We start from the raw sequence: 15,566 nt of genomic DNA, 5'->3' as shown, positions 1-15,566 counted from the left end.
AGGGACTCCAGTTCAACGTGTGCGGAAAGGAACTTCAGCGATACCGCGCCCACCCGGCCGCGTGACAAACAGCGCGCCATCGCGGGCGGCATCGTAACCCTCGACGGGCCTCGGGGGCTGGATCGAGGCAATGAACAGTTGATCGAGATCGGGGCCACCGAACGCGCACATCGACGGCTTGGACACCGGCACGGCGATCGACCGGTCGAGCTTGCCATCTGACGTGAAACGATGCACCTGGCCGCCATCGTTGGCGCAGATCCAGTATCCCCCGTCCTCGTCGACGGCGGCGCCGTCGGGACGGCCGGGCAGGGGTTTCATGTCGACAAATATTTCGCGCTCACCCATCGTGCCATCGCCCGACAGCGGCGCGCGCCAGATGGTCTGCACGTTCGGGTGCGAATCCGACACGAACAGGTGGCGCCGGTCGGCCGAGAAGGCCAGGCCGTTGCCAGTGATCAGGCCGCTCACGAGCGGCTCGCCGATGCCGGCACGGGTGACGCAGTACAGGCTGCCAACGGCGGCGGCGAGCGACATGTCGCGCACCATCGTGCTGACCCAGTAGCGGCCGTCGCGGTCGCAGCGGCCGTCGTTGAAGCGCATGCCGGCCTGCGGGAACGTCATCGGGAACAGCAGGCGTTCGGCGGCGTGCGGGTTGCCGGCGGGCAGGTCGATCTCGAACACGCCGGATTCCATGCCCGCCACCAGGCCACCGCCTTCGCGCAACACGATGCTGCCGATGCGTTCATCGGTGGCCCAGCTCTGCACCGAACGCGACGCCCAGTCGTACCGGCGGATCTGGCGGCCTTCGATGTCGACCCAGTACAAGGCCTGTTCGGCCACGGACCAGACCGGGCTTTCGCCCACCTGGTCACGGAGGTCGGAGACGGCGAACACGGTGGTCATTCGAAGGGGCCGGTGCGCACGAAGGGGCCGCCCTGGTACAGCACGGCGGGGTCGTTGAAGTCGAGCACCTGCTGGCGGGACTCCACTTCCGCGCGGAACTGTTCGGAGCTGTCCTGGGGCACGTAGCCGATGTGGCCGGCCGACGTGTTGTCCCACCATTTGGTGCGGTTGTCGGACGCGCCGTAGATGACGGAGAAACCCGCCACCGGGGCGGTCAGCGACGCGACGACGAGGCGCTCGAGGTCGTCGTAGCTCATCCACGTGGCGAGCATGCGGCGGTCGCGCGGGGCGGTGAACGACGAGCCGATGCGAAGGGCCACGGTCTCGATGCCGAAGCGGTCGAAGTAGAAGCGGGCGAGGCTCTCGCCGAAGGCCTTGCTGACGCCGTACAGCCCGTCGGGGCGCATCGGGTCGGCCGGGGAGATCACTTCGTCCTGCCGGTAGAAGCCGGTGACGTGGTTGGAGCTGGCGAACACCACGCGGCGCACACCCTGCTTGCGAGCGGCCTCGTACAGGTTGTACGTGCCGACGATGTTGGCTTGCAGGATCGGGTCCCACGGCGTTTCGACCGACACACCGCCCAGGTGGACGACGGCGCTCACGCCTTCGAGCAGGTTCAGCACGGCCGCGCGGTCTTCGAGCGGGGTGACGGACAGCTCTTCGCCCGGGGCGGCCGCGCCGAGGTCGGCGATGTCGGACAGGCGGAGCACGTCGCAGTGGGGCTTCAGGCGGGTGCGCAGTTCGCGGCCGAGCCCGCCGGCGGCGCCCGTCAGCAGCAGGCGAGGAAAACGGATGGAGCAGGTGGTGGCTGGCATGGTGATCTTCGTTGTGCGGCACGCACGATAACCCATTGCAGAGCCTTTTGGCCGCGTTGTAGGTTGTCGTACAACGAGGTCAATCGTCGCCGAGCGGACCCCTGAAGTCAAGGCAAGGTCCTGTGGTGGTTACCCTAATGCGCCCCTCACAACACCTGCGGGTTTGTCCGAATCCGTGAAGGATTGCACGCGATCTCCTCAGGTCATACGATGACTGACAACAAGAGGGTCTGTTGCCGCAACCGCGGCGTTTGTCCAACCCAGAGGAGAGAGAAGCATGAAACGCAGAATGTTCGTGATGTCCAGCCTGGCGCCCATCGCGCTGGCAGCGTGCGGCGGCGGTGACGACGACGTCGCCCAGCCCGACCCGTCCACCACCGGCACCCGGGGCGCCGCCCTCGACGCCCTCAAGCGCGCCGCTGAACACATGGACCAGAACGTGTCCTACCGCGGCGGCTACGTGTGGCAGTACCTCCCCGACCTGTCCGTGAGCTGGGGCGAGATGGAGGCCAAGCGCAGCATGTGCTGGATCCAGCCGCCCGGCACCCCAACCGCCGGTCATGCCTTCCTCGACGCCTACCACGCCACCGGCAACGAACTCTTCTACAACGCCGCCGTGCGCACCGCGCAGGCGCTGATCAGCGCGCAGCACCCAGCCGGCGGCTGGAACTACATCCATGACTTCGCGGGCGAGGAGTCGCTCAAGCACTGGTACGACACCATCGGCAAGAACGGCTGGCGCCTCGAGGAGTTCCAGCACTTCTACGGCAACGCCACGTTCGATGACGCCGGCACCGCCGTGTCATCGCAGTTCCTGCTGCGCGTCTACCTCGAGAAGAAGGACGCCCAGTTCAAGCCCGCCGTCGACAAGGCAATCGACTTCGTGCTGGCCGCACAGTTCCAGGGCGGCGTGGCCGACGGCGGCTGGCCGCAGCGCTGGCCCGTCCAGCCGGCGGCAATCTCGTCGATGGCGCTGCCGAACCCGGGCCAGTTGCCCACCGGCGCCATCGCCGGCATGGAAGACGGCGACTACACCACGATGGTCACGTTCAACGACGACGTGGCCGGCGAGAACATCAAGTTCCTGCTGATGTGCGTGGCCGGCCTCGGCGAGACCCGCCTCGTGGCCCCGATCACCCGCGCGATGGAATGCCTGCGCACGCTGCAACAGCCCGGCCCCCAGGCCGGCTGGGGCCTGCAACACCTGGCGGCAGATCGCAACGGCCGAGTGGCAGGCGCACCGGCGGGCGCGCGCAGCTACGAGCCGCGCTCGCTCGCAACCCACACGACGCAGACGAACGTGCAGCAGCTGTTCAACTACTTCCGCGTGACGGGCGACCGCAAGTACCTGGCCCGCGTGCCCGAGGCCATCGCCTGGCTGGAGAGCTGCAAGCTCACCGCCCAGCAGATCGCCGACAACCCGCTGCTGGCCGGCCGCACGCACCCGACCTTCATCGAACTCGGCACGAACCAGGGGCGTTTCGTCCACCGGTATGGCTCCAACATCGAGAACGGCGCGTACTTCCACGACTACGACCACACCAACACGATCAGCCACTACTCTGCCGGCCGCCCCATCAACATCACGGGCCTCCAGGCCACGTACGACCAGCTCAACGGCATGACCGACGCGGCCATCGCCGAGATGGTGGCGAACTCGCCGTTGAAGGTGACCACGCCGCGTCCACTGCCGAAGTACTTCTCGATCCGGGAAGTCGACTTCGCCGACCTGTTCACGAACGCGGTGATGAAAACACCCGACGTGACGGAAGCCGCCGCGAAGGCGATCATCGACGACCTCGGCACGAAGAACCACTGGCTGACGCCGCTGCCGCAGGTGACCAACTCGTACCGCGGCGACGGGCCGTCGACGCCGTACACCGGCACCGCCTATCGCAGCAAACACGTCGGTGATGTGTACGACACGTCGCCGTACGATTCGCTCGAAGCACCGGAGATCGCGCCATACACGAAGAAGGATCGTCCGCTCGGCATCTCCACGAGCAACTGGGTGGCCAACATGGCAAAGCTCGTTGCCTATGTCTCCCCGGTGAAGTGAGCCACAGGCCCGTGTGATCTGCGGCGCCGAGGTGCCGGCGGCCGCCCTCCACACGGGCTTTGCTACAGTTCGACTGTCAGGGGTCGTCATACATCGATTTCGCACCCCTGGCACATCCGTCATGAAGAGGAAATCGATGAACACGCCCACGCTGGCCACACGACGCACCAAGCCCCGCAACCTTGCACTCGACGTAGTCGACGCGGTGGTGGAGCGCGTGCGCGCAGGCGCCCTCGTTGTCGGCGCGAAACTGCCCACCGAAGCGGCCATCATGGACGAGTTCGGCGTGAGCCGCACCGTGGTCCGTGAAGCGCTGTCGAAGCTGCAGGCCTCCGGTGTCGTGCAGACGCGCCACGGTGTTGGAACCTTCGTGGTGGGCCTCGGCGATGCCAGCGCCTTCCGCATCGGGCCGGAACAACTCGCCACGTTGCGCGACATCATCGCGGTGCTCGAGTTGCGCATCGGCCTGGAGACCGAGGCCGCGGGCCTCGCCGCCGTGCGGCGCACCGAAGCCAACCTCACCACCATGCGCCAGGCCCTCGACGATTTCGCCGCGTCGGTCAGCGCCGGCCTCGATGCGGTCACCGCAGACTTCGCGTTCCATTCCGAGATCGCGCGCGCCACGCAGAACCCGCACTTCACCGACCTCATCGGGGCACTCGGCATGACGGCCATTCCGCGCGCAAGGCTCGATCCATCCGTCTCCGCGGATGCCGAGAAGCTGAGCTACCTGAGGCGCGTCAACGGCGAACACGAAAGCATCTACGACGCCATCGCCTCGCAGGACCCCGAAGCGGCCCGCGCCGCGATGCGTACCCACCTGGCAAACAGCCGCGAACGCCGCCGGCGCGCGGCCGCGCTGGCCGGAGACGCCTGAACGGTCGTCCCGGCGCATGCCGATCTCCAACGACCCGTTCAGCAACGGATTTCCCGGTGATCTCGGTCATTTTTTGTATCGTTAACAACCAAGGGATTCCCTGGGGTTGCCACGGGTTGCAGGGTGGCAGCTCAGGTTGTACGATGACATACAACGGGTTCTCTGCCCGCGTTTTGAAGGTCCGCCCATGACGTCCGTCACCCCGTATTCCAGCTTCCCGAACTCGCTCCGCGCAGACCTGCTCGCGGGCAAACGCCTGATCGGTTGCTGGTGTTCGCTGGCGAACCCCATCACCACCGAGGTGCTGGGCGTGGCCGGCTTCGACTGGATCCTGCTGGACGGCGAACACTCCCCCAACGACGTGATCAGCTTCATCCCGCAGCTGATGGCACTGAAGGACAGCCCCAGCGCACCGGTGGTCCGGCCGTCCCAGAACGACACCGTCGAGATCAAGCGGCTGCTCGACGCCGGTTTCTACAACTTCCTCGTGCCGTTCGTCGAAAGCGCCGACGATGCACGGCGCGCCGTGGCCGCCACCCGCTACCCGCCGCAGGGCGTGCGCGGGGTGTCGGTGTCACAACGCAGCAACCGGTACGGCAGCGTGCCCGGCTACTTCACCGGCATCAACGAACAGATCTGCGTCGCGGTGCAGATCGAAAGCCGCGCCGGCCTGGCCGCCGCGGCCGACATCGCCGCGGTGGATGGCGTCGACTGCCTGTTCGTCGGGCCGTCCGACCTGGCCGCCGGCCTGGGCCACCTGGGCAACGCCAACCACCCGGAGGTGCAGGCCGCCATCACCGGGGTGTTCGCCGCCGCGCGCCAGCACGGCAAGCCGATCGGCATCCTCGCGCCGGTGGAAGCCGACGCGCGCCGCTACCTCGACATGGGCGCGACATTCGTCGCGGTGGGCAGCGACCTGGGCGTGTTCCGTGCCGCCACGCAGGCCCTCTGCGACAAGTACCGCCCCTGACCCTTTCCACCCTTTTTCCAGGACACACACATGAGCAAGCTGGGTTTCATCGGTCTGGGCATCATGGGCACGCCCATGGCCACCAACCTCATCAAGGGCGGCCACGAGCTGTACGTCCACACACGGCGCACCGTGCCGGCCGACCTGACGGCCCTCGGCGCCAAGTCGTGCGCCAACGCCACCGAGGTCGCGCAGAAGGCCGACATCATCTTCCTGATGCTGCCCGACACGCCCGACGTCGCCACCGTGCTGTTCGGTGACAACGGCGTCGCCGCCGGCCTCGCGAAGGGCAAGACCGTCGTCGACATGAGCTCCATCTCGCCGATGGAAACGAAGACGTTTGCCAGGAAGATCAACGACCTGGGCTGCGACTACCTCGACGCGCCGGTGTCCGGCGGGGAAGTGGGCGCCAAGGCCGCGAGCCTGACCATCATGATCGGTGGCACCGAGGCGGCCTTCGAGCGCGTCAAGCCGCTGTTCGAGCTGATGGGCAAGAACATCACGCTCGTGGGCGGCAACGGTGACGGCCAGACCACGAAGGTGGCCAACCAGATCATCGTGGCGCTGAACATCGCCGCCGTGGGTGAAGCGCTGGTGTTCGCCAGCAAGGCCGGGGCCGACCCCGCCAAGGTGCGCCAGGCGCTGATGGGCGGTTTCGCCTCGTCGCGCATCCTCGAAGTGCATGGCGAGCGCATGATCAAGCGCACGTTTGCCCCGGGCTTTCGCATCGGCCTGCACCAGAAGGACCTGAGCCTCGCGCTCGCCGGCGCCCGCGAACTGGGTGTGGCGCTGCCGCAGACGGCCGGTGCCGCCCAGCTGATGCAGACCTGCGCGGCCAACGGCATGAAGGACCTGGACCACTCGGCCCTCGTGCGCGCGCTCGAGCTGATGGCCGACCACCCGGTGGCGCCCGACGCAGCCTGACCGCCGGCGTTTGCCCCTATGAAACGCCTCCTTCGTGGAGGCGTTTTCGTTTCTGCCGATAAACTGACCCGGACCATCCGATCCACCGCGTTCACCCTGGAGGAGCCCGCATGCCGCATGACGCCAGCCTCATCTCCACCATCGCCGTCGGGCTCGGCCTGGCGATGGTGCTGGGCTTCGTCGCGGCCCGGCTGAAGCTGCCGCCGCTGGTGGGCTACCTGCTCGCCGGGATCGTGATCGGCCCGGCCACGCCGGGGTTTGTCGCCGACGTGGCACTGGCCGGGCAGCTGGCCGAGATCGGCGTGATGCTGCTGATGCTCGGCGTGGGGCTGCACTTCTCGCTGTCCGACCTGCTCGCGGTGCGCCGCATCGCCATTCCCGGCGCGGTGTTGCAGATCACCGTGGCCACGCTGATGGGCGTGGGCACTGCCACCTGGTGGGGCTGGAACCTCGGGGCGGGCCTCGTGTTCGGCCTGGCGCTGTCGGTGGCAAGCACCGTGGTGCTGCTGCGGGCGCTCGAGGCCCGCGGGGTGCTCGAATCCGTCAACGGCCGCATCGCGGTGGGCTGGCTCGTCGTCGAGGACCTGGCGATGGTGCTGGTGCTCGTGCTGCTGCCGCCGCTGGCCGGCCTGCTCGGCGGCGACCCCGCACCGGCGGCCCTCGCCGAGCCGGGCCGCGGCATCGCCGTGACACTGGGCCTCACGCTCGCCAAGGTGTCGGTGTTCATGGCGCTGATGCTGGTGGTGGGCCGCTGGGCGTTCCCGAAGCTGCTGTGGCTGGTGGCCCGCACCGGCTCCCGTGAACTGTTCACGCTGTGCGTGGTGGCAGCGGCACTCGGCGTGGCCTACGCCTCGGCCAGGCTCTTCGACGTGTCGTTTGCGCTCGGCGCCTTTTTTGCCGGGATGATGATGCGCGAGTCGGAATTCAGCCACCGCGCGGCCGAGGAATCGCTGCCGTTGCGGGATGCGTTTTCCGTGCTGTTTTTTGTGTCCGTCGGTATGTTGTTCGACCCCATGGTGTTGGTGGACGAACCGCTGAAGGTGCTGGTCGTGGTGCTGATCATCATGGTGGGCAAGACCCTCGCCGCGTTCGCGCTGGTGCTGGCCTTCCGCTACCCGCTCAACACGGCGCTGACGGTGGGCGTGAGCCTCGCGCAGATCGGCGAGTTCTCGTTCATCCTCGCCGGGTTGGGGCTGCAGATGAAGCTGCTGCCGGCCACCGGCCAGAGCCTGATCCTCGCCGGCGCGCTGATCTCCATCGCGCTGAACTCCGCGCTGTTCGCCGCCATCGAACCGGCACAGGCGTGGATCCGCAAGCATTCGCCGCTCGCGCGCCGGCTGGAGGCCCGCGACGACCCGCTGGCCGAACTGCCGATCACCGTGGACGCCAACCTGCTGCGAGGCCAGGTCGTGCTGGTGGGCTACGGCCGGGTGGGGCGGCGCATCGCGCGCACGCTGACCGAACACCGTGTGCCCTTCGTGGTGGCCGACGAACAGCGCGAGGTGGTCGAGATGCTGCGCTCGCGCAACATCCCCGCGGTGGCGGGTGACGCCGCCGATCCGGCCGTGCTGATCCAGGCGCACATCGCCCGGGCCGGCATGCTGGTCATCGCAGTGCCGGATGCCTTCAACGTGCGCAAGATGGTGGAGACGGCCCGGCTGCTGAACCCCTCCATCGAGGTGATCGTGCGCAGCCACAACGAGAGCGAGGCCGAACTCCTGGAACGCGACCTCGTGGGCAAGGTGTTCGTCGGTGAACACGAGCTGGCGCGGGGCATGTCCGCCCACGTGCTGGCCCGCATGGCACTGCCCTGACATCCCGTAACAGCGGGCGGCACCCTTCCTGCTGCAATGCTTCCTGCGCGCCGATCTCCCCGGTTTCCCCGGGTGAGGTGACCAGGTTTGTCCCTCAGTGACAACCGGCGGCGCTTTTGCAAGCAAATACAGGGTGGGTCTGTCATGGTCGATGAACGTTCTTCCGCTCCGGAATCGGGGCATTGGCGGTCGCGCTGGCACGCGGTGACGGCCGCGGCCGTGTTCACCGCGGCGCTGGCCGGGTGCGGCGGCAGTGGTGGCAGCGACACGCCGTCCGCGGGTGCGCCGGCCGCAGGCGCCCCTTCGTCCGACGAACCCGCGGCAACGCCGCCCCCGGCCTCCCCACCGCCACCGCCGCCCCCACCGCCGGCCCCCACCACCCAGGCTGACGCGGTGCGCCTCGCCGACCAGGCTTCGTTCGGCCCCACGGAAGCGCTCATCACCACCATCAAGGCCAAGGGCCCCGGCACGTGGGTGGCCGAGCAGATGGCGTTGCCCGCCTCGTCGCGCTACACCAGTGGCAACGGGCCTGACATCCACAAGTGGACCTCGTCGGCCGACTTCTGCACCGGCAAGGGCGTGAACTGCTGGCGCGACTGGTATTCCACCGAGCCGCTCCTCTGGGACTTCTACCGCAACGCGCTCGGCCAGCCCGACCAGCTGCGCCAACGTGTCGCGTTCGCGCTGCAGCAGATCCTCGTGGTCAGCAGCGTCGAGGTGAGCGGCACGTACGGCTTCCGCAAGTACCACAACAACCTGCTCGACCTGTCGTTCGGCAACTACCGCGAGGTGCTGCGCAAGGTGACGCTGTCACCGGTGATGGGTGACTTCCTCAACAACGCCAACAACGATCGTGCCGCGCCGAACGAGAACTTCGCGCGAGAGCTGCTGCAGCTGTTTTCCATCGGCACCTGCGAGCTGACCTCCGACGGCTCTCTGAAGGGCGGCAAGTGCACGCCCACCTACACGAACGACACCGTGCGGGCGTACGCCTTCGCCCTCACCGGCTGGACGTACCCGGCCGGGGGTGCCACGTCGTACGGCTGCTACCCCACGGGGGCGAACTGCCGCTACTACGACGGTGACATGGTCAAGGTCGACAAGTTCCACGACACGGAAGCCCGCGACCTGCTCAACGGCTACAAGCTCGCCAGCGGCCACAAGGCCGACGCAGCGCTCACCACCGTGCTCGACAGCCTGATGGCCCACCCGAACACCGCGCCGTTCGTCAGCAAGCAGCTGATCCAGCACCTGGTGTCCAGCAACCCGTCGAAGGCCTACGTGGCCCGGGTGGCCGCGGCCTTCCAGGCCGGCAAGTACCAGTCGTTCGGCACCGGCGTGGCCGGTGACCTGAAGGCCACCGTGGCGGCCGTGCTGCTCGACGAAGAAGCCCGTGCCGCCACGCCCGCGGCCACCGCCGGCAAGCTGCGCGAACCGGTGCAGATGTTCACCGGCGTGCTGCGCGCGCTGAACGGCAAGACCGACGGCGACGCGCTCAGCTGGCAGTGGGGCGACCTGATGCGCCAGCACATGTTCCGCCCGCCGTCGGTGTTCAACTACTACCCACCCGACTACCCGGTGCCCGGCACGCAGCTCGTGGGCCCCACGTTCGGCATCCACAATGCCAACACCGCCCTCGGCCGTCTCAACTACCTGACGTACCTGATCGACTGGGGAGGCACCCCCGCCGCCAATTCCACCGCCATCCCGGCCACCGGCACGGCGATCGACCTGACCGCCTTCGCCGCCGATGCGGCCAACGCCGGCACGCTGGTGGACCGCCTGTCGATGCTGGCGATCGGCCGCACGCTGTCGGCCACGTCCCGTGCCGAGGTCATCAAGGCCGTCGAGGCGGCGGGCACCAACGCCACCGCCCGCACGAAGGCGGCCGCCTACCTGGTGTTCGGTTCGCCGCAGTACCACGTTCAACGCTGAGGCTTTACCATGTCACACCACCCTCACCACGCCTCGCCCGCTTCCGCGATGAACCGCCGCCAGTGGCTCACCCGATCGAGCGCCGGCCTGGCCGGTGCCCTCGGCACCGGCAGCCTCGCGAACCTGATGATGGCGTCAGCGGCGTCGGCCCAGTCGTCCGACTACAAGGCGCTCGTCTGCATCTTCCTGTATGGGGGCAACGACGGCCTGAACACCATCGTCCCCACCGACACGGCCCGCCACAACCAGTACAAGGCCGTGCGCTCGGGGCTGCACCTGCCGGTGGCCAACCTGGTGCCGCTCACCGGTGTGTCCTACGGGCTGCACCCGGCGCTGGCCGGGCTGTCGGCGGCCTGGGGTGACGGCAAGCTCGCACCGGTCTTCAACGTGGGCACGCTCTACAAGCCACTCACGAAGGCGCAGTTCCGCGCCGAACCGGACAGCTCCGACCTGCTCCCCGACAACCTGTATTCCCACTCCGACCAGCAGAACCTCTGGGAAAACGGCACCACCGACACGCTGACCCGCACCGGATGGGGCGGCCGCGCCTCGGTGGCGTTGAACACCGCGAACCCGGTGATCTCGGTGGGCGGCAGCGCCCGCTTCGGCCTGTCCGACACGCAGTCGCCGCTCGTGCTGCCCGAGAGACCGGGTGACGTGTTCGGCGCCTACAACCTGCAGCCCGCCGACCTCACCTACGCCACCAACGCGGCGCGCAAGAAGGCCATCGACACGCTGTACGCCGAGAGCCAGCCGCTCGACCTCGCCAACGCGTTCACCGCCGCGCAGCGCAACGCGTTCAGCGTGTCCGACCGGCTGGGCGCCCTCGTGAAGGTCAAGCCCGGCAGCGACACCGCGTTCGCGGCCATCGACGCGGCGTTCGCGCCCCTCAAGAAGGCCGACGGCACCCTGACCACCGGCATGGCCAGGCAGATGTACCAGATCGCGAAGATGGTGTTCAAGCGCGACACCGTGCTCGGCAGCCGGCAGGTGTTTTTCGCGCAGATGGGTGGCTTCGACACCCACGGCAACCAGCTGGTCACCGGCTCGCCCACCGAAGGGGAACACGCCCGCCTGCTGAAGGAACTGGGTGACGCGCTCGGCGCGTTCTACACCGCGATGAAAGCCATCGGCATGTCCGACGCCGTCACCGCGTTCACGCAGAGCGACTTCGGCCGCACCTTCACGCCCAACAACAGCACCGGCACCGACCACGCGTGGGGCAACCAGCACCTCGTGATCGGCGGAGCGGTGAAGGGCGGCGCCACCTACGGCACCTACCCCACGCTCGAACTCGCCGGCCCCGATGACGTGGGGGTCGATTCGTGGGAGCGCCAGGGCCGGTGGATCCCCACCACGTCGGTGGACCAGTACGCGGCCACGCTGCTCGGGTGGCTCGGGGTCAGCGATGCACAACTGCTGAACGTGCTGCCAAATCTGAAGAACTTCTCGACCAAGAAACTCGGCTTCGTCTGACAGGGCCGGTCACCCCGGTGAAAACCGGGGCCCACCGGACCCTTGGCGCGCCAACCGAAAGTGGGTCCCGGCGTTCGCCGGGATGACCAGGCTATTCGGGCACATCGACCTTGCTCGCCGCCCGCGCCGCGGCCGCCGCGCGCAGCGCCTTCAGTTTCTCGCGCGGATCTTCCTTCGCGGTCTCTTCGTCCAGCTTCATCTCGCCAATGAAGCGGCTGGGCACGCCCTGCACGAACTCGCGGCCCTTCTTGCGGCGGCGCAGCACGTTGACCGCCAGCGTGCGGCGGGCGCGGGTGATGCCCACGTACATCAGGCGACGCTCCTCTTCCAGGCGCTGCGGAGTCATGTCGTCGTCCTCGCTGCGAAACGGCAGCAGGCCTTCGTTGACCCCGGCCAGCACCACGTGCGGCCATTCGAGGCCCTTCGATGCGTGCAGCGTGGACAGGGTCACCTGGTCCTGGTCGTCACCGCGTTCGGCGAGGCTGATGATCACCGAGATGGTCTGGGCCACGTCGAGCACGGTCTTGCGTTCGGTCTCGAAGGTGGCGCCCCCGTCGTTTTCGATCTCGCCGCCACAGCGCTTGGCAATCCAGGCCACGAAGTCCATCACGTTGGACCAGCGGCCCGCGGCCACCTTCTCGCTGTCGTCGCCCTCGTAGAGGTGCTTTTCGTAGTCGATGTCGGTCAGCCAGCCCATCAGCAGTGCCTTGGCGTCCTCCGAGCCACTGGTGTGGCGTGCGCGGTACTCGAGGTCGTTCACCATGCGGCCGAACTCGTGCAACGACGCCACCGCCGCGGGTTTCATCGACACGCCGAGACTCTCGGCGAACAGCGCCTCGAACAGGCTCACCTTCCACTTGCCGGAGAACTCGCCGAGCGCGGCGAGCGTCTGGTGGCCGATGCCCCGCTTCGGGGTGGTCACGGCGCGCAGGAACGCGGGGTCGTCGTCGTTGTTCACCAGCAGGCGCAACCACGCGCACAGGTCGCGGATCTCGGTGCGTTCGAAGAAGCTCTGGCCACCCGACACCTTGTACGGGATGTTGGCCTTGCGGAGCGCCTTCTCGAAGACCCGGGCCTGGTGGTTCGCGCGGTACAGCACCGCGAAGTCCTTGAACGCCACCTCGCCGCCCTGGCCGCGCAGGCTCTCGATGCGCGCCACCGCGCGCTCGGCCTCGTGTTCCTCGTTGTCGCACTCCACCAGCGTCACCGGCTCGCCATCGCCGAACGCGCTCCACAGCTTCTTCTCGAACAGCTTCGGGTTGTTGCCGATCACGTTGTTCGCCGCGCGCAGGATGTACCCGGTGGAGCGGTAGTTCTGCTCGAGCGGGATCACCTTCAGGTTCGGGTACTCCTGCGGCAGGCGGCGCAGGTTCTCGATGGTGGCGCCGCGCCAGCCGTAGATGCTCTGGTCGTCGTCGCCCACCGCGGTGAACATGGCGCGTTCACCCACCAGCGACTTCAGCAGCTCGTACTGGATCGCGTTGGTGTCCTGGTACTCGTCGACCAGCACGTAGCGCAGCGTGTCCTGCCACTTCAGGCGGCACTCCTCGTCGCGCTGCAGCAGTTTGCGGGGCATGCTGATCAGGTCGTCGAAATCGACAGCCTGGTAGGCCGTGAGCCGCTCCTCGTAGAGCTTCATCACCCGCGCGGCCACGCGCTCGTCGTCGTCGAGCGCCGCGGCCTCGGCCTCGTCGCTGTCGAAGCCCTGGTTCTTCCAGAGGCTGATGGTCCACTGCCAGCGCCGCGCCAGGTTGATGTCGGTGGTGCCCCCGGCGTCCTTCAGGATGCCGAGCACGTCGTCGCCGCCGAGGATGCTGAACTTGTCCTTCAAGCCGAGGCGCGCGCCTTCGGCACGCAGCAGCCGTACCCCGAGCGAGTGGAACGTGCTGATCACGAGGTTCTTCGAGGCCTTGCCGCCGATCAGTTCCTTGGCGCGCTCGCGCATTTCCTGCGCGGCCTTGTTCGTGAACGTGATGGCCGCGATCTGCCCGGGCGCGTAACCCGCCTGCAGCAGCCGCCCGATCTTGTGCGTGATCACCCGCGTCTTGCCGGAGCCGGCGCCCGCGAGCACGAGGCACGGGCCGTCGAGGTGATGCACGGCCGCCATCTGGGCGTCGTTCAGGGAAGGGGCTTCGGCAGACATGGGCGCGCGGTCCGGAAGGGGCAGAACAAGAGGGGGTGGCGGGGCATCATAGCGACGCCCGCCGATGCCCTTTGATCGTGCTCTGTGCTAGCGTGAAATGATCGTTCCAATTGCCGACCGCATGCCTTTCGATCCCCAACGCCGCCACCTGCTGAACCTCGCCCTGGGGGCCGGTGTCGCCCCCGCCCTCGTCGGATGCGTCAACCTCGGGTCGCGCGAACCATGTTTCGGCCTGGGTGTGGCGTCGGGGTGCCCCCGGCCCGACCGCCTCGTGATCTGGACCCGGCTCGACCCCGACATCCGCCTCGACCCCGTCGTGCCGGTGAAATGGGAGATGGCCACCGACGAGGCCTTCCGCCAAGTCGTTCAGACCGGCACCACCACCGCGGAAGCCGACTGGGGGCATAGCGTGCATGTGCTTGTCGCCGGCCTGGAGCCGGCCCGCTGGTACTGGTACCGCTTCTCGGCGATGGGGCACGTGTCCCGCACCGGCCGCACCCGCACGGCGCCAGCGGCCGGCAGCCTCGACGCCGTGTCGTTCGCGATCGCGTCGTGCCAGCGCTGGGACCACGGCCACTACGCCGCGTGGCGCCACCTGGCGGACGAGTCTCCCGACGTGGTGCTCTTCCTGGGCGACTACATCTACGAATACGCCCCGGTGCCCGGTGGCGTGCGCATGCACCAGGGCCTCACCGACACCCGCACGCTGGCGCAGTACCGCGCCCGCTACGCGCAGTACAAGCGCGACCCCGATCTGCAGCGTGCGCATGCCAGCGCCCCATGGATCATCACGTGGGACGACCACGAGGTGCAGAACGACTACGGCGGCACGCAGTCACAGTTCATGAGCCCCGCGTTCCTCGCCCGCCGCGCACGGGCCTACCAGGTGTGGTGGGAGAACATGCCGGTGCCCCCGGCCACCCGCCCGCACGGGCCCGGCCTGCAGGTGTTCGACCGCTTCGACTGGGGCGCGCTGGCCCGCTTCCACGTGCTCGACGACCGCCAGTACCGCGACCCCGCGGCCTGCCCGCCGCCCGGCCGCGCCGGGGGCAACACCGTGGACGTGGACCACTGCGCCGAACTGGCCGACCCGGCGCGCACGCTGCTGGGCGCCGGCCAGGAGCGCTGGTTGACCGAGGGCTTGTCGGCCGGCGGCGTGCGCTGGAATTTCATCGCGCAGCAGACGCTGATGGCACCGTTCACGTGGCGGCAGGGCGGCGAGCGGGTGTGGACGGACGGCTGGTCCGGTTACCCCGGGGCACGGGCCCGCGTACTCGACACCCTGGCCGACCACCGGGTGGCGAACCCGGTGGTGCTGGGCGGCGACACCCACACGAACTGGGTCGTCGACCTGAAGCGCCGGCCCGACGCCCCGCCCATCGCCACGGAGTTCTGCGGCACGTCGATCTCGAGCCACGGGCGGCCGCAGGCCGTGCTGGACGCCGCCCTGCCGTGGAACCCGCACGTGCACTACGGCCGCCGCGACGAGCGGGGCTACATGGCCTTCCGGCTGGCCCCCGGCATGCTCGACGCCCGCCTGCGGGTGGTCAGCGACGCCGCCGATCCGGCGGCCACCATCAAGACGGCGGCCACCTTCCACGTCGAAGCCGGCCGCGCCGGCGCATTGCGCGGGTAGGCTCGCCGGAT

Annotated in this window: 11 protein-coding genes; 8 read left to right on the top strand and 3 right to left on the bottom strand. The window is 68.4% G+C overall.

The genetic code is table 11. The annotated features are described in order from the left end of the window. Positions 1–12: 12 nt before the first annotated feature. Both ASC87_RS11305 and ASC87_RS11300 read right to left on the bottom strand, forming a co-directional pair. Positions 13–906 carry an SMP-30/gluconolactonase/LRE family protein gene (locus ASC87_RS11305; RefSeq protein ID WP_056661051.1) on the bottom strand — a complete coding sequence of 298 codons (894 nt, stop codon included), beginning with the start codon at positions 904–906 and terminating at the stop codon, positions 13–15. Then, positions 903–1,721 carry an NAD(P)-dependent oxidoreductase gene (locus ASC87_RS11300; RefSeq protein WP_056661048.1) on the bottom strand — a complete coding sequence of 273 codons (819 nt, stop codon included), beginning with the start codon at positions 1,719–1,721 and terminating at the stop codon, positions 903–905. The genes ASC87_RS11305 and ASC87_RS11300 overlap by 4 nt, the downstream gene beginning before the upstream one ends. Positions 1,722–1,998: 277 nt before the next feature. Here ASC87_RS11300 and ASC87_RS11295 point away from each other — a divergent pair, with 277 nt between their 5' ends. The 7 genes from ASC87_RS11295 (at position 1,999) to ASC87_RS11265 (ending at position 11,776) form a co-directional block, all read left to right on the top strand. Beyond that, a complete protein-coding gene (locus ASC87_RS11295) occupies positions 1,999–3,780 on the top strand; it encodes a pectate lyase (protein ID WP_056661045.1) in 1,782 nt (593 codons plus the stop codon). Between the two features lie 136 nt (positions 3,781–3,916). Next, entirely contained in the window at positions 3,917–4,657 is a 741-nt protein-coding gene (locus tag ASC87_RS11290) for a FadR/GntR family transcriptional regulator (protein ID WP_056661041.1), read from the top strand. A 187-nt stretch (positions 4,658–4,844) separates the two neighbouring features. Then, the gene (gene garL, locus ASC87_RS11285; RefSeq protein ID WP_056661038.1) at positions 4,845–5,627 is read left to right on the top strand and encodes a 2-dehydro-3-deoxyglucarate aldolase; all 783 of its coding nucleotides are present in this window, start codon (positions 4,845–4,847) and stop codon (positions 5,625–5,627) included. 30 nt (positions 5,628–5,657) lie between these two features. Continuing rightward, positions 5,658–6,551, top strand: coding sequence for a 2-hydroxy-3-oxopropionate reductase (gene glxR / locus ASC87_RS11280; protein WP_056661035.1), 894 nt, complete (start codon positions 5,658–5,660; stop codon positions 6,549–6,551). Between the two features lie 110 nt (positions 6,552–6,661). After that, complete coding sequence (gene ybaL, locus ASC87_RS11275; RefSeq protein ID WP_056661032.1) at positions 6,662–8,365, top strand: YbaL family putative K(+) efflux transporter; 1,704 nt, start codon at positions 6,662–6,664, stop codon at positions 8,363–8,365. Between the two features lie 144 nt (positions 8,366–8,509). After that, complete coding sequence (locus ASC87_RS11270; RefSeq protein WP_056661029.1) at positions 8,510–10,300, top strand: DUF1800 family protein; 1,791 nt, start codon at positions 8,510–8,512, stop codon at positions 10,298–10,300. 9 nt (positions 10,301–10,309) lie between these two features. Beyond that, a complete protein-coding gene (locus tag ASC87_RS11265) occupies positions 10,310–11,776 on the top strand; it encodes a DUF1501 domain-containing protein (protein WP_056661026.1) in 1,467 nt (488 codons plus the stop codon). A 91-nt stretch (positions 11,777–11,867) separates the two neighbouring features. Here the strand turns inward: ASC87_RS11265 and ASC87_RS11260 are convergent, their stop codons facing one another. Continuing rightward, positions 11,868–13,919 carry an ATP-dependent helicase gene (locus tag ASC87_RS11260; RefSeq protein ID WP_056661022.1) on the bottom strand — a complete coding sequence of 684 codons (2,052 nt, stop codon included), beginning with the start codon at positions 13,917–13,919 and terminating at the stop codon, positions 11,868–11,870. A gap of 121 nt (positions 13,920–14,040) precedes the next feature. Here ASC87_RS11260 and ASC87_RS11255 point away from each other — a divergent pair, with 121 nt between their 5' ends. After that, on the top strand, positions 14,041–15,555 hold the full coding sequence (locus ASC87_RS11255; RefSeq protein ID WP_056661020.1) for an alkaline phosphatase: 1,515 nt from the start codon (positions 14,041–14,043) through the stop codon (positions 15,553–15,555). Positions 15,556–15,566: the final 11 nt, after the last annotated feature.

Origin of the sequence: Rhizobacter sp. Root1221 (assembly GCF_001425785.1) — a bacterium.
GTDB lineage: Bacteria > Pseudomonadota > Gammaproteobacteria > Burkholderiales > Burkholderiaceae_C > Rhizobacter.
This window is presented reverse-complemented; position numbering and strand designations above follow the sequence as displayed.

Coding starts and splice junctions, on each gene's coding strand:
- ASC87_RS11290 (WP_056661041.1), top strand. CDS start 3,917: ATGAACACGCCCACGCTGGCCACACGACGCACCAAGCCCCGCAACCTT.
- ASC87_RS11300 (WP_056661048.1), bottom strand. CDS start 1,721: ATGCCAGCCACCACCTGCTCCATCCGTTTTCCTCGCCTGCTGCTGACG.
- ASC87_RS11260 (WP_056661022.1), bottom strand. CDS start 13,919: ATGTCTGCCGAAGCCCCTTCCCTGAACGACGCCCAGATGGCGGCCGTG.
- ASC87_RS11295 (WP_056661045.1), top strand. CDS start 1,999: ATGAAACGCAGAATGTTCGTGATGTCCAGCCTGGCGCCCATCGCGCTG.
- ASC87_RS11270 (WP_056661029.1), top strand. CDS start 8,510: ATGGTCGATGAACGTTCTTCCGCTCCGGAATCGGGGCATTGGCGGTCG.
- ASC87_RS11255 (WP_056661020.1), top strand. CDS start 14,041: ATGCCTTTCGATCCCCAACGCCGCCACCTGCTGAACCTCGCCCTGGGG.
- garL (WP_056661038.1), top strand. CDS start 4,845: ATGACGTCCGTCACCCCGTATTCCAGCTTCCCGAACTCGCTCCGCGCA.
- ASC87_RS11305 (WP_056661051.1), bottom strand. CDS start 906: ATGACCACCGTGTTCGCCGTCTCCGACCTCCGTGACCAGGTGGGCGAA.
- ybaL (WP_056661032.1), top strand. CDS start 6,662: ATGCCGCATGACGCCAGCCTCATCTCCACCATCGCCGTCGGGCTCGGC.
- ASC87_RS11265 (WP_056661026.1), top strand. CDS start 10,310: ATGTCACACCACCCTCACCACGCCTCGCCCGCTTCCGCGATGAACCGC.
- glxR (WP_056661035.1), top strand. CDS start 5,658: ATGAGCAAGCTGGGTTTCATCGGTCTGGGCATCATGGGCACGCCCATG.